The following is a 24,173-nucleotide window of genomic DNA, read 5'->3' as shown; positions in this document are numbered from 1 at the left end:
GCCCGTTACGAGCGATTGCGACGGGCGCTACGGCCAGCCAGCAACAGGATGAGAAAGAGTACGATGCCAGCCGGAATCAGCCACAGCAGCGATGGTTTGCGCCAGGCTTCGAGGCCAGTGCTTTGCTCGTCCTCGATCATCTGGCTGCCGGTCGGGTCCTTGGCGTCAAAGGTGGCGATCGGGCCGTTGTCAGCCAGCAGCGTGGCGTTGCCGCGCTCCAGCAGCAGCGGGCGCTCGAAAACCGGGGCCTGACCACCAAGCGTGCGATAGACCATACCGTGCTGGCCGCCCGCGTCGATCACTTGCAGCGAGGCCAGGTGGTTGAGGGATTTGAGGTCGAGCAGCGTCTGCTCTTTGTGATTGATCAGCAGATGCCCGTCGTTGCTGGCCTTGACCGACTCGGCGCCATCCCTGACTGGCAGTTCGAACGCCAGAAACGCTTTGGCGGGCGTCACGGCTACGCTGGCGTCATCGCTGACGCTGAGTTGCGCACGCAACGGCGAGACACCGGAAGCGCTGGCGACGCGGATCACTTGCGGCAGGCTGCTGGCCGGGCGCTCGAGATAGGCCTTGGGCACCATTATCTGGGTGTCCGTAGCGAAGCGTGCCGCCATGCCCGAGAAGTTTTCGTCGGGAGTGATCTTGTCCAGCACCACATGGCTGGTCGGCAATACCGAGATCGGGAACGCCTGCGGCGTCTCCAGGCACTGGTTGCTGACCGGCTGACGCTGGAACGAGACGCGCAAGGTGTTCTGCGCTGCCAGTGCATATTGCGGAATTCTTGCTTCGATGCGCTCTTTCTTGCCATCGGCAGTCAGTTGCATCGCACCAATCAGGTAGTCATTGAGAAACAGCGTCGCAACCGGTGGCGTTCCGGATGCACCGGGGGCCGCAGCGACATCAATCATCGCAGTTACCGGTACGCGCCCGTCATAGGCCACGCTGCCCAGCGGGAACGAGGCGCTCCAATCGGTTTTAGCCAGCACATCCACCGTGCCGGGCTTGCCGCCCAGGCGCGTCAGCGCAACGCGACCGTCTTCGCTGAGCGGCATCGCGGCTTCTTCGCCAATGGTCAGCTGACGATTGCGCGCCAGTTTGTTCCACGCTGAACTGAACAGGCCGATGGCCTTGTTCGCCGACTCCGGCTTGATCATCAGCAGCGCGCGATTGCCCAGCAGGGCCAGACTCACGTCCTCGGTGCTATTGGCGAGCGGTTGCTTGATATGACGTTCGCGCCACTGGCCCAGTGCGCTGGCCGCCGAAGCATCCAGACCCTGCACCTGCGCCTGGAGAGCGTCCATGGCGTCGTCGATTGCCTTGAGCAGTTGCGGATCGCTGATCGCCAGGTCGGCCTGCAACGCAGGTGTCTGGCCAAGCATCAACAATGCACCGATTTCCGCCGGGTCGCGCAGGGTGTATTGACCCTTGCCTTCGAGCCCTGCAAACGCCGGAATCTGCTTGAGTTCTGCCGGAATATTCAGGCCGCTCAGGTCCACGCTGTCCTGCACGGCAGGAAACGGCAGGATGCGTGCCTGTTTACCGATGCGTTCCAGCGCTACGCCCAGACGCCAGGCGGCGTCGTAGCTGGCGCTCGACAAGGTGCCGGGTGCGACCAACAGGCCAGGTTTGCCGGGCAGCGCGTTCCACGCTGCACCCACATCCTGCAACTGGCTGGCGTCATAGCCGTAAGTCAGGCGCGTGTGCGGATCGATGCGCAGCACATTGCCGATGGCGCGTTCGTCTTCGCAGAGCACTTTCGAGATCACAGAGGACCAGGCAATGCCCAGGCGCACCGAGCCGCTTTCCCGGGCTGCCTTGTCGACGCCCAGTACGGCGCTGGCATTACCCTGTTCTTCGTTGAGGCCCAGCGCGCGCACCGGATAACCGTCCAGCGACAGTAGCAGTGTGTTGCGGCCTGCTTCGCCATTCAGATAGCTGGCGTCAAAATTCAGCGTCGCATCCGTCAGCGGCACATTGGCGGGCACTGGCAGGTAAAGTTCACGGCGCGCATCAGTGGCATTGAGAATGATCGGGCGATCAATGCCCAGTTCCCTCAGCTCGATCACACGCTCCTGACGACTGTCGGCAGTGATTCGGTTGATCGCCTGGGTCAACGGGCTTTCGGCAGCCAGGGCAAACGCTGGCATCAGAGCCAGCAGGCTCATCCCGCAGGCAAGGACGTTCAGCGTGCCCATGTTTACGGCAACGGAAGATTTCATTGTGCAGATCTCGGTAAAGGCTCAAGGCCATTGGGTCTTGATACAGGCTGCCGGTCTGCTACAACGTTTTTCGGGCACTCGGTCTGAACCGGGTGCCCGTATCGTCTGCGGACTGCTTCCTGCGGATATGTTTGGTGTTCTTTTGCGCTACCTGCGCGTGTTCTCGCTAACCTGCCATCGAGCGCATCTGGTTATGCTGGTGCTGAGGCTGAGGCTGGATCAGCGTGTCGAGCTGCACATCGACCGGGTCGGTGCGATAACGCGGCAGCTCGGCGACAAATTCATCCACCGGACGACCCATCAGGGCATCGACGATGCGCGCACTGGCCTTGCCGTCGCCGTAAGGGTTGGCGGCATGGGAGGCTCTCTGCCATAGGGCGTCATCATCAAACAGGGCGTTCACGCCACGAATGATCGCGTCGGTCTCGGTGCCCACCAAGCGTACGGTACCCGCGGCGACTGCCTCGGGACGCTCGGTGACATCGCGCATGACCAGCACCGGCTTGCCCAGCGACGGCGCTTCTTCCTGCACGCCGCCGGAGTCGGTAAGGATGACGTGGGCGCGTTGCATAAGGCGCACGAACGACAGGTAATCCAGAGGCTTGATCAGGTGCACGTTGGGCAAGTCGCCCAGGTGCTCGGTGACCGGCCCCAGTACGTTGGGGTTCAGATGCACCGGGTAGACGATTTGTATGTCGTCGCGTCGGGCCAGTTCGCCCAGCGCCTTGCAGATATTCAGGAAGCCGTCGCCAAAATTCTCGCGCCGATGCCCGGTCACCACCAACACCCTGCGTTCAGGTACCAGAAATGAAAACTGGCGATCCAGTGCGTGGCGCAGCTGGCGGTTGCTGTCGATCCGCTGAGCGGTCAGGTGCAGGGCGTCGATCACTGTATTACCGGTCACGAACGAGATACCTTGCAGGCGCTAGCCCAGCACGTTGCGGCGCGACTCGGCCGTCGGTGCAAACAGATGATCGGAAATCAGATCGATGCAGCGGCGGTTCATCTCTTCAGGCCATGGCTGACGGATGTCACCGGTGCGCAAACCGGCTTCGACGTGGCCGATGGGGATGCGGCGATGAAAGGCCGACATGGCCGCCACCATTGCTGAGGTTGTGTCGCCATGAACCAGCACCCTGTCCGGTTTCATCTCGTCCAGAATCGGATCGATAGCCGCGTAAAGCGCCGCGGTCAGGGAGTTCAGCGTCTGATCGGGGCGCATCACATCAAGGCTGTAATCGGCTTTGAGCTCAAACATGTCCAGCACCTGTTGCAGCATGCTCTGATGCTGTCCGGTGATGCAGATTCTCGAATCGATACCCGGCTCTGCGGCCAGTGCTCTGACCAACGGAGCCATCTTGATGGCCTCTGGGCGAGTGCCGAATATGGAAAGGACCTTCATCCTGGGTTGCTGACCAGCCATTATTTCCTCCCGCGCTTTGAGCGCGCCGCGCAATAGCAAAGCAAGGCTGAGAGCAGCGTGGCCAGCTGGCGAGTTAATGAGTTTCTCGGGCGGGGAAGATCGGAGTGCATAGCTCGATATTCACTTCAATGTGATGTAGCAATGTGCCTTGTTACCCGGAATTGTCGGGATTATTAGCAGAACAAAATAATAAAGCAAAATGTTTTATTAACTATTTTTCAAAGAAATAGTTTTCAGGAACTTTGGTTTTTCAGGATGGTCAGTTCAGGGTTATAACTTTTGAAAAATCCGTTTTGCCCAATGAATACGGGGGGTTGCGGGCGCATGATAGAGTCGGTCAGGCTGTTTTCAAAGGTCGCTAATGTGCTGAAAGTCGCCATGATGGCAAAAAGTTCCAACAAAAATAGGCGTGCTGTGGCGTGCATCACTACAGCAGAATACTGACGCCTGATTAATGACAGGAAAAGCGAAGGGGTTCACAAAAATGGCGCTGATATAATGACAGTGTGGAACTTTGCTTTTGTATCGAGTTTGATGCGCTGCAGGTGAACGAGATGTTAAGGAATAGCTTACATACCGCTAAAGTTAGGTGAGCTGCACTATTGAGTTGTAGCAGCAATGCGGGCAGTTGCCCAGTTATTAAATGAGAATGATTAGCGAACCCCTCCGGATGAGGGGTCGCAGTGCAGAACGCAATCAGTCTTCTGACTCGGCAGGCTCCGACAGCTCACTGAGTGCAGTCGCGTTGTTTTTGAAGGCGGCGGCAAAGACGGCGCGATTTTTCGCCATGTAGATACTCGCATCCTCTGCATGCTTCTCCGAGATGCCCGGCACGTTCTTGATCAGGACGTCGGTGAGAAGCTCGGCCAGCTCAAGCATTTGATCGTGCGCATCGGCGAGTTTACGGTCCACGAAAGTAGTCTCCAGATCGCGGGTGCTGCGGTAAAGGGTTTCAACAGCCATTTTGGCCTCGTCGTGTTATCCAGTGTTGAAAGGGGCTAGACCCGGACGTTCAGCGCTTCACGCTCTGACCAGCGGGTATGCAAAAGCAGTGATCCTGCAAGACCAGCATGCCGGTCAGGTGTAGCGGGGCGCTGCATGCATATCCAAATGAGGGTCTGCATGAAGGCCGCTCTCCGACGCATCGGCGTTGAAGGTGATTTCTTGATTACTGTGTTTTTATACAGTAAAAAGGCTGCACCAATCAACCCCTCTCTGAATAGTGGCGTTTAAGCATCTTTTTTGCGCCGCAAATGTGCCTTGCGACAACCCGTCGCGCTCTCAACCATAGCCTATGGCCCTGTTCCTGCTTTAAAAAGCAGGCCACAAAGGTGTCACGAGTACCCGGCGTCATCCGGTCGGCATAAACGAAGGTTCAGAGGTAGAGCGTCATGGGAAACAAATGGGCAGTAAAGATAAGACACCGCGTGCATGGCCAGGCCGAGTCACTGGGTAATCTCTGCGTCGAGAGCTTTCACTTTCTGGCGCTGTTCGCGATTGGCGCGATCACTGCCTGGGCGTCAGTGGTTGCGTTCCTGGGCATGGTCGAGAAAGGCAACGTCACGGTCGATGACATCCTGCTGCTGTTCATCTACCTGGAACTGGGGGCGATGACCGGGATTTATTTCAAGACCAACCACATGCCCGTGCGCTTCCTGATCTACGTTGCGATCACTGCACTGACCCGCCTGCTGATTTCCGACGTGTCCCACCACAACCCGCCGGACATCGGCATCATCTACCTGTGTGGCGGCATTCTGCTGCTGGCGTTTGCAATTCTGGTGGTGCGCTACGCGTCTTACAAATACCCGTCGGCGAAGATTCCCGATTCGTCCAGCGCGGTCAAAGGCGCGGTGACGGAGGAGAAGGGCGAGATCTGATCGAGACACTCGCGGCATCGGTGATCGATGCCGCCAGCGTGTTGCATGGAAGTCGCTTGTCAGTTAAGCCACACACCGGCATGCCAGTGCCAGCCGTCTCCGGCGCTTTCCCAGTGCGGATGCACGTAGTGGTAGCCAGGTCGTTCCGCCTCCCAGTGACCATGAACCGGCACGAAACGCTGCCCGTTCCAGTGCCAGTAACCGCGCGCCCAGATGTAGCCGGGACGAGGCGCTGGTTCTACTTCGATTACCCGCTCAGGGGGTGGTTGCGGGGCGATGACTTCTTCGACGTATTCGTGATGTACGTGTGGTCGCTCATGGACTACCCGCTCTTCGACACAGCCTGACGCTATCGCAAGTGATGCGATCAATACCCCATACCTTAAGAACATGTTGCCTCCTCGGAATCATCCGCAGGTGCAGTGGCGCTGAACGCAGTGCCCAGTCGCTCGAATGTTTCTGCGCAAGAGTTGTTGTATCAGGATGTATCTGTACTTTTGCTGAAGAGGCGGGAGGGAGATTGATGGCGAATTGCCCGATTTTTCAGTCGTTGCAAGCTGCTTCAAGGGGCGTGTCGAGTATGGGATTTTTTTTGAAATTGGCGACCAGGCGACCGCGATATACGCTGCTGAAGATACTCAGTGAATGTATCTGATAAAAAACGGCATCAATAAATTCCATACCGATTCAGCGCCATCTAAGGCACTGAACCGGAAGAAGAGACCCCCCGTCAAACCCCGGCATTCACCGCAGCCTGACTCTGCGACCACAGACCATTGGCCGGACCGGGTGTTTTTTTCAGCGTGGCACCGTCGGTCATCGCTGCAAGAATCTTGATCGCGCTTTCGCCACGCTCGATGGCGATGCCGAATTGCACGCTTTCTATAAGCTTGCGCAGGCGTTGCGGGTCATTGCGTTGCGCTGCGCTGATCAGACGCTTGGCAACGACTCCGCATTCGTTGGACAGGGTCAGCATGATGCTGCCGTCCAGCCCTTGAATGCTCAGATTCACCCGATAGTCGGGGTGAAAAGTATCCGTGATCATCTGAAAAGGATTGTCCATATCATTCACCTGCTAAATGGTCTGCGTAAGTTGACCGGGTAATAGTCCTTTTGGTTCTCGACGACTGATCAGCGGTTGCGTTACTCCTTCGCTTGCTGCTGACAGGTTTGCTGTCGTCTTTCGCGTTGATGAGAGGTGTCGTTTAAGACGCTTTAACGCACCCACGGCGTGAGTCCGCGCCTGGAGGTGGCCGTCCTGATGGCCAGCCTCGTAGCGCGTACTACAGGACACTGCATGGTTCGGGCCATATTGCAGGGGTGATGCGCGAGAGGCCGCTGAACGGGAGCCCATTGCAGTTGCTTCACGGCTTACTCTGCTGCAATGCGAACCGGTCGATCCGGCCGGCAAACGTGCTCTCGAAAAGGGGAGGAGAACACTTCCCGGATATGGCCTGCTCCTTTCGCGACTGCAGTTTGCGTACGACTTTTTCGAGTGATTGTCTGACACTCCGACAACCGAATTCTGGCGTCAGAGATTCGTAAAGACGGGTCGAAACCGTACTCGCCTGCTGTCCAGGTCCTGACGTTGACCGTCTTGCTGCAGAGCGGCGGGATGAGTGTTGAACGCTTGTCGGCATGAAGGGCTGAGCCGACTGCTCATGTAGGCGAGCGGCTTGATTTTTTGCTCGCCGATGGCTGTCAGATGCAGCGCTCGGGCTGCCCGGTGCTGAATGTTAAATTCGATGGACGGCAGCCGGCGATCGAGATGGCTGCGAGGCGAGCGATGGTGCAAGGTGGCCAAAGCTGTGCAGCGAGCATTTGTGGTGCGCATTGATTGGGGCACAACCGCGTGTAGGGCACGCTGGTCGACAGATTGTCGGCGTGCGTGGAGCGTGCGCTTGCCCACTCATGGGGAACAATGCATGGCAAGCAAAAAGGGCGAACCGCTGCCGGTTCGCCCTTTTTTTGCAAAACGTGTCAGTGGAACATCAGGTCAGACGAGCGGCTTCTTTCTCCTGCTCTTTTTCCAGAAATTCTTCTTCGAGCAGCGCGTCCGGGCTGACCGGATCTTCATCCTGTTCGGCGATAATCGGTGCGGCACCTCGTTTGCCGCGCAGCTTGCCAAACAGATGCTCGAGGGCGTGATCGAGTTTTACAGCAGCGCCATCCACAGCCTGATCTACCGTATCGGCCTTGTGGGAAACAGAAATAGGTTGGTGTCCTTTGGGGCGAGCTTCCATCTGGCACTTGATGTCGTGCGGGCCAGGCTTGTCGCCGTTTTCGTCGCGGATGTGGACTTCCACGCGGGTCAGGTTTTCATCGTAGTGTTCGAGCGTGCTTTCAACGGTGGTACGAACCCACTCCTCCAGTCGGATACTGCTTTCGATGTGATTATCGCTATTGACCTGGATTTGCATAGTTAATCCTTATTAGGGCTTGCTCGTGCGAGGCTGGACTACGTGATTCCTTGCGGAATCGATTTCGTTTGCGCTCATTCACAGTGTTGGCGGCAATGGCCTGACAATTCAACCCCAATATGTAAGAAATATTTCGCAGCAAAAAATGGCCGCCCTGATTCAAGGCTGAGAATCAGGAGCGGACGCAGAGCGTCCAGAACGGCATCCCCACGCAGAGCGTGAGGAACGAGAGGTATCCGGGAGAACACTTCTCTCACGCTCTGGCGTCCTGGAACTAGAATGCGACTGACGTCTGTACGTACACCGTGCGCGGTTCGCCGACGTATTTGCCACGGTTGTTGTCGTCGAACGAGCGGGTGTAGTACTGGCGGTTGAAGATGTTCTTCATCCCGACCGCTACGTTGAGGTCCGACAATTGCGGGCCGAAATCGTAGTTGGCGCGGGTGCTGAACAGCATGTACCCAGGGATCTTGCCAGTGCTGCCATCGGCGCTCTCAGCCGCTGTGTTGGCGTTGTCGGCGAACTGGTCGCTCTGGAAAGAACTGTCAAAATTCAGCTTCCACGGCCCTTCGGTGTAGCTGACGCCCATCGTTCCTTTGTGTTTTGACGAGAACGGCACACGGTTGCCTTTGTTCGGGCCGTCTTCACGGATTGTCGCGTCAACGAAAGCGTAGCTCGCGTAGACATCGTAACCGGCCAATACCGGGCTCAGGCCTTCCAGCGCATAGTTGACGCTGGTCTCGATCCCCTGATGACGAGTCTCGCCGCGTGCAATCACGGTGTCGTTGGTCTGATTGCTGTCGTACTGGTTATCGAAGTTGATCAGGAATGCACCGATCTCGGCTCGCAGGTTGCCGTTGTCATAGCGCGTGCCGAGCTCCCAGGTGCGGGCTTTTTCCGGTTTGACTTCATCGCCGGTAACGCGGTTAGGCATCTGGCTGTACTGCACGCTGCCGAACGAGCCTTCGGTGTTGGCGTACAGGTTCCAGGTGTCGGTCAGGTGGTAAAGCACATTCAGCGCTGGCAGTGCGGTGCTGTAGTCGCCTTGATAGCGGGCGTTGGTCAGATTGTTGTTCTGCGCGGTGTCGATCATCTCGTAGCGAACGCCGGGCGTGATGGTCCACTTGCCGATGTCGATACGGTCATCGATGTAGAACGCATGCGCTTCAGTCGCGCCGCGGGTGTCACGGTCGTTGCGGCTGGCGGTAGTCGGCAGGTTGCCGGTCACCGGTTCGCGATAGCGCAGTTCGTGACCGGCTTCGTTGATGTAGCGGTAGCCGACGCCCACTTCATGCCAGGTCTCGCCCAGTGCAAAGCCTTGCGAGAAGCGCGTTTCCAGACCGCGTACCCAATATTCGCGGGGCGACAGGGAAACGAAGCTGCCCTGATCCAGATAGCCGCTGCGCAGGGTTTTGGTGAAGAACGTGTTGGCGGTGAAGACGCGGGCATCCTCTTCATAGCGGTAGCCGAAGTTGAACATGGTGCGACGGCCCCAGAACTTGTCCTTCAGACGCGTCGACTGGTACGGATCGGCATCGTAATCCCTGACGTTCAGGCCGCCGGGCATCTGCGCTTCGCCATCGTAATACTGCGCCATGGCATTGAGGCTGTTGGCTTCGTCGATCTGGTATTTGCCCTTGAGGATCAAGTCGTCGATCTGGGTATCGCTGTGCTCGCGCCAGTCACCGCCGCGTACGCCGGAATACAGAATCGCGCCGCCCAGACCATTGTCCGCCGTGCCGCCTGCCAGCAGGTTGCCGGTGGTCTTGAAGCCATCGTGGCTGGACGACGGGCTGGTTTCGGTCTGTATGCCGCCTTTGAGGGTGGGTGTGTCAGGGATGGCACGGGTCACGAAATTGACGATACCACCCACGTTCTGCGGGCCGTAACGCACAGCACCACCGCCACGCACCACGTCGACCGCGTCCATGTTGCCCATGCTGATCGGCGCGAAGGACAGCTGCGGTTGACCATAAGGTGCGAACGGCACCGGGATGCCGTCCATCAATACGGTGGAGCGTGACGCCAGACGCGGGTTGAGGCCACGAATGCCGAAGTTAAGCGCCATGTCGTGGCTGCCGGTGCCGTTGTTGTCCGGGGCGTTGACGCCCGGGATGCGATTGAGCACTTCACGCGCCGAGGTTGCGCCGACACGCTCGAATTCTTCACGACGGATCACATCACGTGCGCCGGGGTGTTCGAAAACGTTGGTCTGCTGCGCGGCACCCAGCCAGTCGCCGACCACGGTGGACACACCCAGCTCGATAGGCGCGCCAGCAGCATTGACCGGTTGCAGGGTGAAGCCGTTATTGCCGTCGGCCAGGGCCTGCAGCCCCGTCCCTTCGAGCAACGCATTGAGGCCCTGCTCGGGCGTGTACTGACCTTCCAGACCACGGCTCTTCAGACCGCTGGTGATTTGCGAACCGTAGGAAATCAACACGCCGGACTCTCGACCGAACTGGCTCAGCGCAGCTTCAAGCTCGCTTGGCGCAATGTGATACGCCTTGGGTGCCACCTCGGCAGCCTGCGCCATCGACAGACTGCCGACCGAAAGGCTGGCACCGAAAATGACATGGCGCAACGTACGCACCAGCGGTGAAAGTTGAGTAGGGCGGGGTGACATGCAGGAGTCCTTTGACCGGAAGGTTGAGAAATGCTTTCCCTGTCTGTCACGCGAGCAACAGAAAACGGCTCACGGGTTTTGAAATTATTTTTTCCGGGTTTGATTATCGTACCCGCGCCTCGCGTGGTGATGCGTTTGGCGACCCCCGGATCAGTGACAGGGCGAAGGAACCCGACGAAGTCGGGCCGGAAACAGGAGCGAGGGGCTTTGGTTACTTTGGCCCCTTCAAAGTAACTCGCCGAGGGGCGAAAAGGTGACTTGAGTCGAGCCGAAATCTCACTGAATCGCAGAGTTGTGTGACGCGGAGCGTCACGAACTGCATTACCACGCGGAGCGTGGGAACGATAGTCAGCGGAGTTTCAGTCCCGTCTTCCGGGCTCTCCAGGACGACTGTGTCACCATGAGCGCTGAGCGTATAAACGGGTAATCACGATCAAACCCGCGCCTGCACGCTTCACCCAATACCGGGTGAAGCGTTGTACATGCACAGGGAGGGCGAGTTCCAGCATGTCGAGGATGCGCTCGCTGTCGGCCAGCGGATAGCTGCCGGAGATCAACAGGTTGGCCACTTTCGCGTCGCAGTTCAAACGACCGCGTCGATAGCGACCCAGCTCCGCAAGGAAGTCGGAGAGCTTCATGCGCGACGCCACCAGCATCCCGTCCGCCCACGCGCCACTGCCCGCATCTATCGGTTTCACGCTGTCCCAGGCGTCACGACTGAAGGTCGCTTGCTGGCTGGCCCGCAGCATCAAACCCGGACCGCTCCTGCCGAGCGGGGCTATTTCAAGGGCTCCGGCAAACACCGCCAATTGCGTGCGCCCGTCCAGCTGGCGCAGGTTGAAACGGCTGGCCCCCGTCGACGCCCTGACCGTGCCTTCGGTGCTCAGCAGGCTCAGCGGGCGGCTGTCCGCCGAGGCGCTGATAAGGATTTCGCCCTGTAATAGCTTGATCAGGCGCTGCTGTGCATCGAAACGCACATCGACCGCGCTGGCCGTATTCAACTGCACCTGACTGCCATCGCTCAATGCCACCTTGCGCTGCTCGCCAACGCCACTGTTGTAGTCAGCCAGCAAGGGTTGCAGGGCGATCTGCTCGCGCAGGCTCCAGCCCGCTGCCGAGCCTGCGCCGAGCAACAACAGCAGTTTCAGAGCGTGCCGACGGCTGGCGGATTTCGGCGCATTGAGTGCCGCATGCGCCAGCGGCGAGGACAGCCCGCTGAGGCGCTGGTTGACCCGCTGCATGTGCGCCCAGGCCCGCTGATGTTCAGCGTTGCCATTGAGCCAGAGCTGCCAGGCCTGCTGACGACGCGCATCCAGCGTGCCTTCCTGCATTTCCAGAAGCCAGCCGACCGCTTGCTGCGCCACGCCAGGCGAGATGTCGGATTTGTTCAAGGACTCGTTGCTCGGGTTCATAAGGCGAAATAGCAGCGCAATGCGGCCTTGTTCAGATGGCGCTTGACCGTTGCGATGGAGATGCCCAGTTCGGCGGCAATCTGGCCGTGGCTCAACCCGTCGACCTGCGACATCAGGAACGCCCGCTTGACCAGCACCGGCAGGCCGTCCAGCAGTTGATCGAGTTCCACCAGGGTTTCGAGAATGATCGCCCGCTCTTCTTCCGAAGGTGCCACGCATTCCGGCAGCTCAGCCAGCGCCTGATAGTAGGCGTGCTCCAGGTCCTGACGCCGGTAGTGATTGCACAACACACGTTTGGCAATCGTCGTCAGAAAGGCGCGAGGCTCGATGATCTGCGGCGTATCGCGTGCGCCCAATACCTTGATGAAGGTGTCCTGGGCCAGATCCGCTGCGCTGTGTGGGCAGCCGAGCCTGCGCCGCAACCAGGTCGTCAGCCAGGTGTTGTGTGCCCTGTACAGGCTTTCGACAGTGTGATTGAGAGCGGAGTGGGCGATGGGCATCACAGGGAACAATCCACGGGGACTCGTTGATGGCGTGGATTCTGGCAGACTCTTTTGCGTATGAGAATATTTATCATTAATATTGCGGTTCATTTGTCCTGTTCAGGGACGAATGGCGCAAACAGCTGGCATTCATCGCGGCCTCTTCCCGAAGGCTGGTGATCCGGCTTCCCAGGTTTCACGAATCAATGAAGACCCTTTGATGGATGTCACCACCGCAAACGGTTCGCTGCCGGAAAAACGCATGGCGAAAGTCAGAAGCAAGGGCCTGACGGTTGCTTATCGGCTTGCCGTTACCTCGCGGGCGCTGGCAGCCGTGTTTGCCGGTTATCTGCTTGCGTCAGTGGTCAGCATCTGCGTCGCGCAGTGGCTGCCCATCCCCCGCGCCGAAGCAGTGGTGACCGGTATGATGCTGTCCTTTCTGGTTTATCTGGCCGCGGTGCTCTGGTGTTTTGCCTGTCGCACGGCGTTGCAGGCCTGGGTCGGAGTGCTGGCGCCGTGCGCATTGCTGGCGGCTGCCTGCGCCTGCGGTCGGTGGCTATTGTGAAAGAGGGTTTTCGTCAGTCGATGGCCTGGTTGCACACTTGGGTAGGCTTACTGTTCGGCTGGCTGTTGTTCGCTATTTTTCTGACCGGCACGCTTTCCTACTTCAAGGATGAGATTACCCAGTGGATGCAGCCGGAAATTCCGGTGCGCGCTCTGGATGCCGGTGCCAGCGTGCAGCGGGCTCAGGATTATCTGCAAAGCCACGCCGCCGGGGCTACGCGCTGGTTCATCAGTCTGCCGGACGAGCGCACGCCGGGCCTGACGGTTGGCTGGCTGCCCGAAGGCAAGCAGGGCCAGCGCAATAACTTCGTGCGCAAGCTGCTCGACCCGCAAACCGGCAGCGAGGTGCAGGCACGAGACACGCGCGGCGGTGATTTCTTCTACCGTTTTCACTATCAACTGCAGATGCCTTATCCCTGGGGGCGCTGGCTGGCGACGAGCGCCGCGATGGTGATGTTCGTTGCGTTGATCACCGGCATCATCATTCACAAAAAAGTCTTCAAGGAATTCTTCACGTTTCGTCCACGCAAGGGCCAGCGTTCCTGGCTGGATGGGCATAACGCGCTTGGCGTGCTGGTGTTGCCGTTCCATCTGATGATCACTTACAGCAGTCTGGTGATCTTCATGTCGATGGTGATGCCCGCGAGCATCCTCAGCCAGTACGACACGGTTCAGGCGTTCTACCGCGAAGCCTATCCGACCCCGGAAATGCTCAAGCGAGAAGGCAAACCTGCGCCGCTGGTGGCACTTGCGCCGTTGGTCAATGCGGCGAACGCGAAGTGGGACAGCGGGCAGGTGGGTCGGGTGATCGTCAATAATCCGGACGACAGCACCGCCACGGTTCTGCTGACGCGTGATGACAAGGGCAGCATCGTGCCGGATCGGGGCGGCGCGCTGACGTTCAGCGGGGCCAGCGGCGCGTTGCTGAACGAAGTACCCGAGCGCCCCGTTGCGCTGCTGATCTCCAGCGGGATGTACGGTCTGCATGTAGGCCATTTTGCCGAGCCGCTGCTGCGCTGGATGTACTTCATTTTCGGTGTCGCCGGAACCGCAATGATCGGCACCGGGCTGGTGATGTGGCTGGGCAAGCGTCAGCTCAAACACGCCAAAAACGGCGTGCTGCCACTGGAGTTGCGCCTGGTGGAAGTGCTGAACATCGCCAGCATGTCCGGGTTGATGATTGCCGTGGCCAGCTTCTTCTGGGCCAATCGTCTGCTGCCTTCGGGGTTCACCGGGCGTGCCGATTGGGAAGTCAGCGTGTTCTTCACATGCTGGGCGTTGTCAGTGGTGCACGCCCTGGTGCGCAAAGGGCGCAGCGCATGGCGCGAACAGCTGGGGCTGGGCGCGGTGCTGTTTGCCGGGCTGCCGCTGCTCGATCTGCTGACCAGCGGCCGCTATCTGCTGGGTTCGCTGATGTCGGGAAGCTGGGTAATGACGGCCTTTGACCTGACGGCGCTGGTCACCGGGCTGTTCCTTGGCTGTGCGGCACTGAAGTTCAAGGCTGTACCCGCCCGTAAAACATCCGGCGTTGCCTTGCAGCCCACACCTCGGGAGAGCCACTGATGCTGTTGGCTGCCTTGCTGTGCTACGTAGGGTTTACCTGCCTGTGCCTGTCCATGGCGCGCCATTACAGCGAACTGCTCAAGGGGCCGTTTACCGAACAGCGGCGTCGGGCGCTCAAGCTGGTTGGCTGGGGCGCGCTGCTGTTGTCGTCATGGGCGGCGGTTCAGGCTGATGGCTGGATGATGGGCACGGTGCACTGGTTCGCCGCATTGATGAGCAGTGCAGTGTTGCTGGTTGCGTTGCTGCCGTTCCGGCCGCGTTGGGTGCTGGCGCTGGCAGGATGCGGCGTGCTGCTCAGCCCGTTGGCAGCCGTGAGTCAATTATTGGCCTAACGCCAGCCGGTATTCGCCCGGTGTGGCGCCCACGGCCTGGCGAAACCGATTGCTGAAATGGCTGGCGCTGGCAAAGCCGCAGGCCAGCGCTATCTCGCCTAATGGCTTGCCGGTGCTGCGCAACAACTGGCGAGCCTGTTCGATACGTCGCGCCAATAAGTACTGGTGTGGCGGCAAGCCGAAGCTTTCGCGAAACATTCGCGCGAAGTGGTATTCCGACAGCGCGCACATGCCAGCCAGTTGACCGAGGCTCAGTGGATCGGCGAGGTGCATTTCGATGAAGTCCACCAGATGCCGTCGCAGGTGTGGTGCCAGGCCGCCTTTCAGGCGCAACCCCTCGCGCAACCCTACTTGACTGAGCAACGCATGGCTGACCATCTCGTGCGCCAGGCTGCTGGTCAGCAGACGCTCGCCGGGCTCTGCCCAGTTCAGGCGAATCAACTGCCGGAAGCGTGCTGCTTGTGCGGGGTCTTCCAGAAAGGTGTTTTCCCGCAGTTGCATCTCACGCGGCTCGCGATCCAGTAGTGTCACGCAGCCCAGCGCAAACTGTTCCGGGCTGAAATACAGATGCGCCAGACGGATCTCGCCGTTTACCACCCAGGCGGACTCATGACCGGCAGGCAAGATGCACAGCTTGCCCGGCGCACCCTTCTGGTCGGGTCTGCCGCGCCGAAAGGTCCCGGTGCCGTCCTCGATATAGCACGACAGCGTGTGGTGGGTCGGTGCGTGATATTCCTGCGAGTCATGCCGATTGTTCCACAACGCCGCCACCAACCCGTCGCCCAGCGGCGCGCTCTGCTCCAGATTGGCATTGGGTGAACTGTTCAGGGCCTGAAAGACCTGGATGGATTCAATGGCGGGCATGACGATTCCTCTAGGATTTGTATCCTACTCGCTGGCGACGCCGCTGCCAGTAGCGCCTGACGCAAATGCGCAAGATTGTGCAAGCGCTGGCAGAACGGCACGCAGCAGACTGATGGCTCATCAAGGAGCCTGCACCATGAACATTTCGCTTTATCTGCTGACTGTGCTGATCTGGGGTACGACCTGGATCGCCCTGAAACTTCAACTCGGCGATGTCGCGATTCCGGTATCGATCGTCTATCGCTTCGCGCTGGCGGCCCTGGTGCTGTTTGCATTCCTGCTGCTGACAAAGCGCTTGCAACCGGTCAATCGTCGCGGCCAGTTGATCTGTCTGGCGCAAGGTGTGTGCCTGTTCTGCGTCAACTTCATGTGTTTCTACACGGCCAGCCAATGGATACCCAGCGGCTTGATCGCGGTGGTGTTCTCGACTTCGACGCTGTGGAATGCGCTGAATGCGCGGGTATTCTTTCGCCAGAAAATCGCCGGTAATGTTATGGCCGGTGGTGCCATGGGCCTGATCGGTCTGGCGTGTCTGTTCTGGCCCGAGCTGTCCGGGCACAGCGCCAGCCGCGAGACCCTGATCGGTCTGGGCCTGGCCCTGCTGGGCACGCTGTGCTTCTCGGCGGGCAACATGCTGTCGAGCCTGCAACAGAAAGCCGGCCTGCGTCCGCTGACCACCAATGCGTGGGGAATGTTCTACGGGGCGACGATACTGGGGCTCTACTGCCTGCTGAACGGCACGCCGTTCACCTTCGAATGGAACACGCGTTACGTAGGCTCACTGCTGTTTCTGGTTATTCCCGGCTCGGTGATTGCGTTCACCGCCTACCTGACCCTGGTCGGGCGCATGGGGCCGGAACGCGCAGCTTATTGCACTGTGCTGTTCCCGATTGTGGCGCTGAACATCTCGACGTGGGTCGAAGGCTACCAGTGGACCGTGGCTGCCTTGCTCGGGCTTGTGCTGGTGATGGCGGGCAATGTGCTGGTGTTCAGGAAGACCAGGCCGGTTGCCGTCCTGGTCGGCGGCAAACTGGCCTGAGTCGATGTTCATACTCGGTTATAGAGCAGAAACGCCTTAGCCCTTCCACACCTGCGGATTGACCAGGTCCTGCGGCCGCTCGCCCAGCAACGCGTTGCGCAAGTTGTGGTAGGCGCGGTCGGCCATCGCCTGACGGGTTTCGGTGGTGGCTGAGCCGATATGCGGCAGGGTGACGGCGTTCTTGAGCTGGAACAGCGGCGATTCTTTCAGCGGTTCTTTTTCATAGACGTCCAGACCGGCACCGCGAATGGTGCCGTTCTGCAGGGCTTCGATCAGCGCAGGCTCGTCGACAATCGGGCCACGGGCGATGTTGATCAGGATGGCGCCGGGCTTCATCAGGCTCAACTCGCGACGGCCGATCAAATGTTTGGTCTTTTCGCTCAGTGGCACTACCAGGCAGACGAAATCCGCTTCGGCCAGCAGTTGGTCCAGGCTGCGAAACTGTGCGCCCAGTTCCTGTTCAAGTTCGGTCTTGCGGCTGTTGCCGCTGTACAGGATCGGCATGTTGAAGCCCAGACGACCACGGCGGGCGATGGCTGCGCCGATATTGCCCATGCCGACGATGCCCAGCGTCTTGCCGTGCACGTCGGTGCCGAAGTGCGGAGGCTCGATACTGCGTGTCCACTGTCCGGCCTTGGTGTAGGCGTCCAGTTCGGCGACGCGCCGGGCGCTGCTCATGATCAGCGAGAAGCCCAGGTCGGCGGTGCTCTCGGTCAGTACATCCGGCGTATTGGTGAGCAGAATGCCGCGCTCGCTCAGGTAGTCGACATCGTAGTTGTCGTAGCCCACCGAGATGCTGGAAACCACTTCCAGTTTCGCTGCGTTTTGCAGCTGCTCGCGACCCAGCTTGCGGCCGGAGCCGATCAGCCCGTGGGATTCAGGCAAGGCCTTATCAAACTGGGCGTTGATGTCGCCCAGCTTGGGGTTGGGCACGATCACGTTGAAGTCTTGCGCCAGGCGCTCGGCCATTTCTGGAGTAACACGGCTGAAGGCGAGTACGGTTTTTTTCATTGGGCATTCACTCTTGAGCGGTTGAATGAGTAGCACGCTAACATTCCTCTCCGCTCTTTGGCAGCCGCTTTTTACAGTTGTACGATGTCAGAACGAGGACTTGAGTGCCTGCACATGCAGATCCGCTTCATCGGCCGCGAGAATTTCCGGCAGGGAACCTCGCAGGTATTCGACCCAGGTTCTGATCTTGGCATCCAGATACTGGCGTGACGGATAGATGGCATACAGGTTCAGCTCCTGCGAGCGGTAATCGGACAATACGCGCACCAGTGTGCCGTTGCGCAGCCCCTCGATCGCCGAGTAGATCGGCAGAATGCCAATCCCCATGCCGCTGGAAATCGCAGTCTTCATCGCATCCGCAGAGTTGACCAGCAGCGGCGAGCTGTTGATGGTGACCATCTCCTGACCTTCCGGGCCATCGAACAGCCATTTGTCCAGCGGGAACACCGGGCTGACCAGGCGCAGACACGCATGATTCAGCAGGTCGGCAGGCTTGTGTGCCATACCGAAGGTTTTGACGTACTCGGGCGATGCACACACGATGCTGTAGGTAATGCCCAGCCGCTGAGACACAAAGCCCGAGTCTGCCAGTTCGCTGGCCAGCACGATCGACACGTCATAGCCTTCTTCCAGCAAGTCCGGCACGCGGTGGGTCATGGTCAGGTCGAACGCGACATCAGGGTGGTTGCGGCGATAACGGGCGATGGCGTCGATCACGTAATGCTGGCCGACGCCGGGCATCGAATGCACCTTTAGTTGCCCGGCGGGGCGGGCATGCGCGTCGCTGGCTTCGGCTTCTGCCTCTTCGACCGAGGCCAGAATCTGCTCGCAGCGCAACAAGTAGCGCTTGCCTGCTTCGGTGAGAGCAATGCGTCGAGTGGTGCGATTGAGCAGGCGCGTCTGTAAATGTGCTTCAAGGTTGGAGACCGCGCGCGAGACGTTGGCGGTGGTGGTATCCAGCACGGCGGCGGCAGCAGTGAAGCTGCCCGCTTGCGCCACGCAACTGAAGGCACGCATGTTTTGCAGGGTGTCCATGGGTACTTCTCTGAGTAGATGGCAAATTGTGACATGAAGTAACGGATGCATGTATCCAGACCAAAGGATTATCGCCGTTTCAGTAACAAAGATTCACAAATCTCCCCGCTTATCGCCGCGTCAAGCGCCGCCTAGAATCGCCGCCATTCAAGGTGTATTACCTCCGTTCGGGAACTCGCAGCTGTGCCGCGTCGCATCATCAGAGGGCTCTGGCCCGTCGGTATCCTGGCTTTTACGCTGGTCCTCAACGGCTGTATCGGAACACATGGAATCAAACCGCAGGGCAGTTTTCTGCACGCGGACAGCCTGGCCACCGATCAGGCGATTCAGAGCGCCGCCCTCGACGCCCATTGGCCCGCAGCGCAATGGTGGCGTGCCTATGGCGATGCGCAACTCAATCGCTGGGTCGATATTGCTACGCTTGGCAGCCCGGGTCTGGCGCTGGCCGCTGCCCGTGTGCGCCAGGCAAGAGCGATGGCGCAGATCGCCGAGTCATCCGAGTCGGTGCAGGGCAGTGCCAGCCTGATGCGCCACGACTGGCCCGAGGATCAGTTTTATGGTCCCGGAGCGCTGGCCGATACTCGCACCTGGGACAACAATGCGTCGTTGGGTCTGAGCTACGCGCTGGACCTCTGGGGACGTGAACGCAATGCCAGCGAGCAGGCCCTTGATCTGGCTCACGTGAGTGCTGCCGAGCAGCGTCAGGCGCAGCTCGAATTGCAGGAAAACGTGGTTCGCGCCTACATCCAGCTGTCCCTTGAATACGCCCGACTGGATATCGCCGAGGCAGCGCTGGCCCAGCAGCAACAGATACTCGATCTGGCGCAGCGTCGCCTCAAAGGCGGGATCGGCACGCATTTCGAAATCAGTCAGGCCGAAACGCCATTGCCCGAGGCCCACCGGCAGATTGATGCGCTGCAAGAGGCCATCGCCCTGAGCCGCAATCAGCTGGCTGCTCTGGCAGGCAAGGGGCCGGGAGAGGGCGCGGCGCTGCAACGGCCTGCGCTGTCGTTGCACACCGAGCTGAAGTTGCCGTCGGCATTGCCCGCTGAACTTCTGGGGCAGCGGCCTGATGTGGTGGCCGCTCGCTGGCAGGTTGCGGCGCAGGCGCGCGGTATCGATGTCGCGCATGCGGGCTTTTATCCCAATGTCGATCTGGTCGGCAGCCTGAGCTACATGGCCACGGGCGGCGGCATGCTGGAGTTTCTGACCGGCAGCAAGTTGGGTTACAAGGTCGGACCGGCCATCAGCCTGCCGATCTTCGACGGTGGACGCTTGCGGGCGGAACTGGGGCAGGCGTCGGCCGCTTATGACCAGGCCGTGGCGCATTACAACCAAACGCTGGTGATGGCGTTGAAAAGTATTTCCGACCAGCTTATTCGTCGCGCCTCGATGGACAAGCAACAGGCATTTGCCGCCGAGTCGGTAGCGTCGGCACAAAAGACCTACGACATCGCATTGTCCGGCACCGTGGTCGATGTGCCGGTGCACGACAATCAACGGGTAAAACGCGGCGATTTGCTGATGCAGATCGACCCGGAGCACTACCGGATCGCAGTCAAACAGGCGCAGGCGTTGCTGGCCTCACGCAAGGCGACGTGGGAGATGCGCAAGCTCAACGCGAAGCGCCGTGCCGACATGGATGAACTGGTCATCTCGGCAGAGAACCGTGACGACGCGAGCAATGTTGCCACCTCGGCGCTGGCCGATTACCAATTGGCGCAAGCGCAGCTGGAAGCGGCCGAACTGAACCTGTCCCGCACACGCGTGCTGGCGGCGGTGGACGGTTATGTCACCAACCTGAACGTGCATCGCGGCGACTATGCGCGTATCGGCGAAGCGAAGATGGCGGTGGTCGATATGAACTCGTTCTGGGTTTACGGTTTTTTCGAGGAAACCAAGCTGCCGCACCTTAACGTGGGCGATCCTGCCGATATGCAGTTGATGAGTGGCGAAGTGCTAAAAGGCCATGTCGAAAGCATCGCACGCGGTATCTACGACCGCGACAACCCGCAAAGTCGCGAATTGATCGCTGACGTGAACCCGACGTTCAACTGGGTGCGTCTGGCCCAGCGCGTACCGGTGCGTATTCATCTGGATTCCGTACCGGAAAGCGTATTGCTGGCGGCGGGGATGACCTGCACGGTGATTGTCAGGCCGCTAGACGGCTGATGATCGAGGACGCAGAGCGTCCAGAACGGCATGCGACGCGGAGCGCACGATAATTGCGATGATCGCTCCCTACGCTCCAGCATTGGGATTGACGAATCGGAGCGTCGCACGATAGGCAGGTGGTCGTTCCGCACGCTCCAGCGTGGGAATGCAGTTCGTGACGCTCTGCGTCACAAGTCGGTGTTCAATCCAAAGCGTTTTCTCAGGCCCATATCCAGTAGCCCTTTGGGCAGCAACCACGCCATCAGCGGCAGCAGGCGTGAGCCGTTGCCCAGGCGCAGCAGGCGTGGCGGATGGGTTTGTTGCACGGCTTTGAGCAGGTCGCGGGCAAATTCTGTAGCAGGAGTAGGGTTGTCCAGTGAAGCCTTTGCACGTGCGCGAATGCCTTCGCGGATAGGCCACCAGGGTGATTGTTCACTGATCAACTGTTCGGCTTCATGACTGGCATTTTTTGCGAAGCTTGACGCAATGGCGCCGGGCTGGACCTCCATCACCTGTACGCCAAATGGTGCCAACTCCAGACGTAGCGCATCGCTGAGGGCATGTACCGCGGCCTTGGAAGCACAGTAAGCACCTGCAAACGGGGTGACCAATACACCTGAAACGCTACCGATATTGACTACCAGGCCTTTGTTGCGACGCAGCGCCGCAAACAGCGCGCGGGTAACGCCGATGACGGAAAACACATTGGTTTCAAACTGCCGCTGCAAGGCCTCCACGCCGCCGTCGAGCAGCGGCCCCATCGCGCCATAGCCAGCGTTATTGATCAACACATCCAGACCGCTGTGCTCCAGCCCGGCGGCCAGTTGCTCCAGCGCCAGTCCGTCGTTGACATCCAGCTGCACGGCAATGAAGCCCGCGGCACTGAGTGCAGCGACATCCTCGGCCTTGCGTGCAGTGGCCCAGACTTCATAGCCAGTAGCTTTGAACGCATCGGCCAGTGCACGACCGATTCCGCTGGAACAGCCTGTAATCAAAGCGATGGGCATGAGGGAGATCCTTGTGATCAGTCCGAGAAGCTGCCTTGCAGATGTTCTGCGCGAAATTCCAGGGTTTGCGGGCGATAGCCATTGCGCAGTGCAGGCAGCGGCACGCAATCCTGCCACGTACCTTTGGCCTGAAGTTCGCCGGGGCCGCGGTAGCGTGCAGAGGTGTAGGTGTTGTCCGCCAGATTCACCGAGTCGCCGGGCGCATAGGCCGCGATCCGCCAGCGCAGCTCCTGCAATGCAACCTGGTTGGTATTGGTGATGCTGACCTGCAACGGACGATCTGCCGGGCAGTTTTGCGGATCGTAACTCAGGCGCATATCCAGACGCTCAAGCTGGCGTGTTTCCCGGCTGTCCTGCCAGATGACGATGGCCGCCACCGCCCCAAGCCCGACCGCCGCAGCCAGCGAGACGGGCAAGGCCTTCGCCGGGTAGCTGAGCAGAAGGATGAGCCAGGTCAGGATCAACAGGATGCCGATAAACATGCAGGTCTCCAGCAAAGGTAATGCTGGACATCCTACAGAACCTGGGAGGGGGACGTCGCGCAAATGAAAAGCCCCCGACAACTCTCTGCGTATAAATCTGCGCAAAGAGTTGTCGAGGGCTGTGTTACCTGTAGCGTGCAGCTAAAACCCTATCAACGAGCGATAGTTTGCGTCTTCACACCCGCTTCCAGCGCGTTCGAACGACCATAGATATCTTCGAAACGCTCGATATCGTCTTCGCCCAGGTAGCTGCCCGATTGCACTTCGATGATTTCCAACGGGATCTTGCCTGGGTTGCGCAGGCGGTGGACCGAGGCGATCGGGATGTAGGTGGACTGGTTTTCGGTGAGCAGGAACACGTTTTCGTCACAGGTGACCTGCGCAGTACCGGATACCACGATCCAGTGTTCGGCGCGGTGGTGGTGCATCTGCAGTGACAGGCAAGCGCCTGGCTTGACGGAGATGCGCTTGACCTGGAAGCGACCGCCCATGTCTACCGAATCGTAGGAGCCCCACGGACGGTACACTTCGAGGTGGTTCTGGGTCTCGGTGCGGCCCTGTTCGTTGAGGGTGGCGACCATCTGCTTGACGCCCTGGACCTTGTCCTTGTGGGCAATCATCATCGCGTCCTTGGTTTCGACGACCACGATGTTGTCCAGACCGATCACGGATACCAGTTTGCCGTTGCCGTGGATCATGCAGTTGCGGCTGTCCTGAATAACCACGTCGCCCTTGGTGACGTTGCCATTGGCGTCCTTGGCGTTGACTTCCCACAGCGACGACCAGCAGCCGACATCGCTCCAGCCAGCCGACAGCGGCACAACACAGGCGCGCTGGGTTTTTTCCATGACCGCGTAGTCGATGGAGTTGTCCGGGCAGCAAGCAAACGTGGATGAATCGATTTCCAGCGCATCGCCGTCCTGCACACTGCGCTCAAGGGTCAGCAGGCAGGTGTCGTAGATGTCCGGATCGTGCTTTTTCAGCTCTTCCAGGAAGCGGCTGGCGCGGAACAGGAACATGCCGCTGTTCCAGTAGTAACCACCGGCTTCGACGAATTCCCTGGCGCGTTTTTCGTCAGGCTTTTCGACGAACTGCGACACGCGGCTGACGCCTTCGGGCAGCAGGGCATCGGCGGTGGACTTGATGTAGCCATAGCCGGTTTCAGGCTTGTTGGCCGGTACGCCGAACAGCACCATTTCGCCGCGTTCTGCGGCTACGGTTGCCAGTGCCAGTGCGCGTTGCAGGGCTTTCTGGTCTTCGATGACGTGGTCGGCTGGCAGCACCAGCATCAGGCCGTCGTTGCTTTCGTTGACCAGCTTCATGGCGGTCAGGGCAACGGCTGGTGCCGTGTTGCGGCCGAACGGTTCCATGAGGATCGCCTGGGTTTCCAGGTTCAGCGCAGCGAGTTGCTCGTTGACGATGAAACGGTGGTCCTTGTTGCAGACCACGATAGGCTCCTGCATGCCTTCGAACACCAGACGCTCCAGGGTTTGCTGGAACAGGGTGTGCTCGCCGGTCAGTGCCAGGAACTGTTTAGGGAATTGTTTACGCGAAAGCGGCCAGAGTCGTGAACCACTACCGCCTGACAAGATAACTGGAATCATTTTGTTTCTCCAAAAGCATTCAATTAGGGCCGTACGAGGTGTCTGTCGTTTCTGTCTTG

General features: G+C 59.5%; 20 protein-coding genes and 2 pseudogenes. 6 read left to right on the top strand and 16 right to left on the bottom strand.

The genetic code is table 11. The annotated features are described in order from the left end of the window. Positions 1-5: 5 nt before the first annotated feature. The 4 genes and pseudogenes from AC4ANE_RS22545 to AC4ANE_RS22530 form a co-directional block, all read right to left on the bottom strand. Positions 6-2,219: a cellulose biosynthesis cyclic di-GMP-binding regulatory protein BcsB gene (locus AC4ANE_RS22545; protein ID WP_002552225.1), complete on the bottom strand. Its 2,214-nt coding sequence runs from the start codon at positions 2,217-2,219 to the stop codon at positions 6-8. 166 nt (positions 2,220-2,385) lie between these two features. Next, a pseudogene (wecB, locus tag AC4ANE_RS22540) lies at positions 2,386-3,642 on the bottom strand (non-hydrolyzing UDP-N-acetylglucosamine 2-epimerase). A 233-nt stretch (positions 3,643-3,875) separates the two neighbouring features. Continuing rightward, positions 3,876-4,067: a hypothetical protein gene (locus AC4ANE_RS22535; protein ID WP_031595162.1), complete on the bottom strand. Its 192-nt coding sequence runs from the start codon at positions 4,065-4,067 to the stop codon at positions 3,876-3,878. 271 nt (positions 4,068-4,338) lie between these two features. Next, positions 4,339-4,605, bottom strand: a complete 267-nt coding sequence (locus tag AC4ANE_RS22530; protein ID WP_002552227.1) for a YebG family protein — start codon at positions 4,603-4,605, stop codon at positions 4,339-4,341. A gap of 428 nt (positions 4,606-5,033) precedes the next feature. Here AC4ANE_RS22530 and AC4ANE_RS22525 point away from each other — a divergent pair, with 428 nt between their 5' ends. After that, positions 5,034-5,522 carry a phosphate-starvation-inducible protein PsiE gene (locus AC4ANE_RS22525; RefSeq protein WP_002552228.1) on the top strand — a complete coding sequence of 163 codons (489 nt, stop codon included), beginning with the start codon at positions 5,034-5,036 and terminating at the stop codon, positions 5,520-5,522. A 59-nt stretch (positions 5,523-5,581) separates the two neighbouring features. Here the strand turns inward: AC4ANE_RS22525 and AC4ANE_RS22520 are convergent, their stop codons facing one another. The 6 genes and pseudogenes from AC4ANE_RS22520 to AC4ANE_RS22495 form a co-directional block, all read right to left on the bottom strand. Then, the gene (locus AC4ANE_RS22520) at positions 5,582-5,914 is read right to left on the bottom strand and encodes a YXWGXW repeat-containing protein (RefSeq protein ID WP_002552229.1); all 333 of its coding nucleotides are present in this window, start codon (positions 5,912-5,914) and stop codon (positions 5,582-5,584) included. A 338-nt stretch (positions 5,915-6,252) separates the two neighbouring features. Beyond that, the gene (locus tag AC4ANE_RS22515) at positions 6,253-6,585 is read right to left on the bottom strand and encodes a DUF3509 domain-containing protein (protein WP_002552230.1); all 333 of its coding nucleotides are present in this window, start codon (positions 6,583-6,585) and stop codon (positions 6,253-6,255) included. 928 nt (positions 6,586-7,513) lie between these two features. After that, on the bottom strand, positions 7,514-7,942 hold the full coding sequence (locus AC4ANE_RS22510; protein ID WP_002552231.1) for an HPF/RaiA family ribosome-associated protein: 429 nt from the start codon (positions 7,940-7,942) through the stop codon (positions 7,514-7,516). 274 nt (positions 7,943-8,216) lie between these two features. Next, entirely contained in the window at positions 8,217-10,565 is a 2,349-nt protein-coding gene (fecA, locus tag AC4ANE_RS22505; protein ID WP_002552232.1) for a TonB-dependent Fe(3+) dicitrate receptor FecA, read from the bottom strand. 433 nt (positions 10,566-10,998) lie between these two features. After that, positions 10,999-11,977 (bottom strand): annotated as a pseudogene (locus tag AC4ANE_RS22500) (FecR domain-containing protein). Then, the gene (locus tag AC4ANE_RS22495) at positions 11,974-12,477 is read right to left on the bottom strand and encodes a sigma-70 family RNA polymerase sigma factor (protein WP_005746036.1); all 504 of its coding nucleotides are present in this window, start codon (positions 12,475-12,477) and stop codon (positions 11,974-11,976) included. The pseudogene AC4ANE_RS22500 and the gene AC4ANE_RS22495 overlap by 4 nt, the downstream one beginning before the upstream one ends. 202 nt (positions 12,478-12,679) lie before the next feature. On the opposite strand from AC4ANE_RS22495, the gene AC4ANE_RS22490 reads away from it, so the two are divergent. From AC4ANE_RS22490 to AC4ANE_RS22480, 3 genes are read left to right on the top strand one after another with little or no spacing between them, the layout of a single operon-like run. Continuing rightward, a complete protein-coding gene (locus AC4ANE_RS22490; RefSeq protein ID WP_031595155.1) occupies positions 12,680-13,024 on the top strand; it encodes a DUF3649 domain-containing protein in 345 nt (114 codons plus the stop codon). 20 nt (positions 13,025-13,044) lie between these two features. After that, positions 13,045-14,586 carry a PepSY-associated TM helix domain-containing protein gene (locus tag AC4ANE_RS22485; RefSeq protein WP_031595153.1) on the top strand — a complete coding sequence of 514 codons (1,542 nt, stop codon included), beginning with the start codon at positions 13,045-13,047 and terminating at the stop codon, positions 14,584-14,586. Next, positions 14,586-14,918 (top strand): DUF3325 domain-containing protein, encoded by a 333-nt coding sequence (locus AC4ANE_RS22480; protein ID WP_002552236.1) that lies wholly within the window; start codon positions 14,586-14,588, stop codon positions 14,916-14,918. Before AC4ANE_RS22485 ends, AC4ANE_RS22480 begins: the two co-directional genes overlap by 1 nt. Here the strand turns inward: AC4ANE_RS22480 and AC4ANE_RS22475 are convergent. Next, entirely contained in the window at positions 14,907-15,782 is an 876-nt protein-coding gene (locus tag AC4ANE_RS22475) for an AraC family transcriptional regulator (RefSeq protein WP_002552237.1), read from the bottom strand. The two genes, AC4ANE_RS22480 and AC4ANE_RS22475, sit on opposite strands and share 12 nt — an antisense overlap. 136 nt (positions 15,783-15,918) lie before the next feature. Between AC4ANE_RS22475 and AC4ANE_RS22470 the strand changes: the two genes are divergently transcribed. Beyond that, entirely contained in the window at positions 15,919-16,821 is a 903-nt protein-coding gene (locus AC4ANE_RS22470; RefSeq protein WP_002552238.1) for a DMT family transporter, read from the top strand. Between the two features lie 36 nt (positions 16,822-16,857). On the opposite strand, the gene AC4ANE_RS22465 is transcribed toward AC4ANE_RS22470, so the two are convergent. Beyond that, a complete protein-coding gene (locus AC4ANE_RS22465; protein WP_002552239.1) occupies positions 16,858-17,832 on the bottom strand; it encodes a 2-hydroxyacid dehydrogenase in 975 nt (324 codons plus the stop codon). Between the two features lie 87 nt (positions 17,833-17,919). Further along, a complete protein-coding gene (locus AC4ANE_RS22460; RefSeq protein ID WP_002552240.1) occupies positions 17,920-18,867 on the bottom strand; it encodes a LysR family transcriptional regulator in 948 nt (315 codons plus the stop codon). 183 nt (positions 18,868-19,050) lie between these two features. Between AC4ANE_RS22460 and AC4ANE_RS22455 the strand changes: the two genes are divergently transcribed. Then, positions 19,051-21,039: an efflux transporter outer membrane subunit gene (locus AC4ANE_RS22455; RefSeq protein WP_460408531.1), complete on the top strand. Its 1,989-nt coding sequence runs from the start codon at positions 19,051-19,053 to the stop codon at positions 21,037-21,039. A gap of 170 nt (positions 21,040-21,209) precedes the next feature. Here AC4ANE_RS22455 and AC4ANE_RS22450 read toward each other — a convergent pair whose 3' ends face one another. From AC4ANE_RS22450 to AC4ANE_RS22440, 3 genes are all read right to left on the bottom strand, one after another. Next, positions 21,210-22,028 (bottom strand): SDR family oxidoreductase, encoded by an 819-nt coding sequence (locus tag AC4ANE_RS22450; RefSeq protein WP_002552245.1) that lies wholly within the window; start codon positions 22,026-22,028, stop codon positions 21,210-21,212. Between the two features lie 17 nt (positions 22,029-22,045). Then, on the bottom strand, positions 22,046-22,510 hold the full coding sequence (locus AC4ANE_RS22445) for a hypothetical protein (RefSeq protein WP_002552246.1): 465 nt from the start codon (positions 22,508-22,510) through the stop codon (positions 22,046-22,048). 152 nt (positions 22,511-22,662) lie between these two features. Beyond that, positions 22,663-24,114: a mannose-1-phosphate guanylyltransferase/mannose-6-phosphate isomerase gene (locus tag AC4ANE_RS22440; protein WP_460408529.1), complete on the bottom strand. Its 1,452-nt coding sequence runs from the start codon at positions 24,112-24,114 to the stop codon at positions 22,663-22,665. Positions 24,115-24,173: the final 59 nt, after the last annotated feature.

The organism is Pseudomonas sp. Pme6b, from assembly GCF_058129925.1.
This window is presented reverse-complemented; position numbering and strand designations above follow the sequence as displayed.

What these genes read in the sequence shown, in the direction of transcription:
- AC4ANE_RS22545 (WP_002552225.1), bottom strand. Translation starts at nt 2,219, where the DNA reads ATGAAATCTTCCGTTGCCGTAAACATGGGCACGCTGAACGTCCTTGCC.
- AC4ANE_RS22535 (WP_031595162.1), bottom strand. Translation starts at nt 4,067, where the DNA reads ATGCACGCCACAGCACGCCTATTTTTGTTGGAACTTTTTGCCATCATG.
- AC4ANE_RS22530 (WP_002552227.1), bottom strand. Translation starts at nt 4,605, where the DNA reads ATGGCTGTTGAAACCCTTTACCGCAGCACCCGCGATCTGGAGACTACT.
- AC4ANE_RS22525 (WP_002552228.1), top strand. Translation starts at nt 5,034, where the DNA reads ATGGGAAACAAATGGGCAGTAAAGATAAGACACCGCGTGCATGGCCAG.
- AC4ANE_RS22520 (WP_002552229.1), bottom strand. Translation starts at nt 5,914, where the DNA reads ATGTTCTTAAGGTATGGGGTATTGATCGCATCACTTGCGATAGCGTCA.
- AC4ANE_RS22515 (WP_002552230.1), bottom strand. Translation starts at nt 6,585, where the DNA reads ATGGACAATCCTTTTCAGATGATCACGGATACTTTTCACCCCGACTAT.
- AC4ANE_RS22510 (WP_002552231.1), bottom strand. Translation starts at nt 7,942, where the DNA reads ATGCAAATCCAGGTCAATAGCGATAATCACATCGAAAGCAGTATCCGA.
- fecA (WP_002552232.1), bottom strand. Translation starts at nt 10,565, where the DNA reads ATGTCACCCCGCCCTACTCAACTTTCACCGCTGGTGCGTACGTTGCGC.
- AC4ANE_RS22495 (WP_005746036.1), bottom strand. Translation starts at nt 12,477, where the DNA reads ATGCCCATCGCCCACTCCGCTCTCAATCACACTGTCGAAAGCCTGTAC.
- AC4ANE_RS22490 (WP_031595155.1), top strand. Translation starts at nt 12,680, where the DNA reads ATGGATGTCACCACCGCAAACGGTTCGCTGCCGGAAAAACGCATGGCG.
- AC4ANE_RS22485 (WP_031595153.1), top strand. Translation starts at nt 13,045, where the DNA reads ATGGCCTGGTTGCACACTTGGGTAGGCTTACTGTTCGGCTGGCTGTTG.
- AC4ANE_RS22480 (WP_002552236.1), top strand. Translation starts at nt 14,586, where the DNA reads ATGCTGTTGGCTGCCTTGCTGTGCTACGTAGGGTTTACCTGCCTGTGC.
- AC4ANE_RS22475 (WP_002552237.1), bottom strand. Translation starts at nt 15,782, where the DNA reads ATGCCCGCCATTGAATCCATCCAGGTCTTTCAGGCCCTGAACAGTTCA.
- AC4ANE_RS22470 (WP_002552238.1), top strand. Translation starts at nt 15,919, where the DNA reads ATGAACATTTCGCTTTATCTGCTGACTGTGCTGATCTGGGGTACGACC.
- AC4ANE_RS22465 (WP_002552239.1), bottom strand. Translation starts at nt 17,832, where the DNA reads ATGAAAAAAACCGTACTCGCCTTCAGCCGTGTTACTCCAGAAATGGCC.
- AC4ANE_RS22460 (WP_002552240.1), bottom strand. Translation starts at nt 18,867, where the DNA reads ATGGACACCCTGCAAAACATGCGTGCCTTCAGTTGCGTGGCGCAAGCG.
- AC4ANE_RS22450 (WP_002552245.1), bottom strand. Translation starts at nt 22,028, where the DNA reads ATGCCCATCGCTTTGATTACAGGCTGTTCCAGCGGAATCGGTCGTGCA.
- AC4ANE_RS22445 (WP_002552246.1), bottom strand. Translation starts at nt 22,510, where the DNA reads ATGTTTATCGGCATCCTGTTGATCCTGACCTGGCTCATCCTTCTGCTC.
- AC4ANE_RS22440 (WP_460408529.1), bottom strand. Translation starts at nt 24,114, where the DNA reads ATGATTCCAGTTATCTTGTCAGGCGGTAGTGGTTCACGACTCTGGCCG.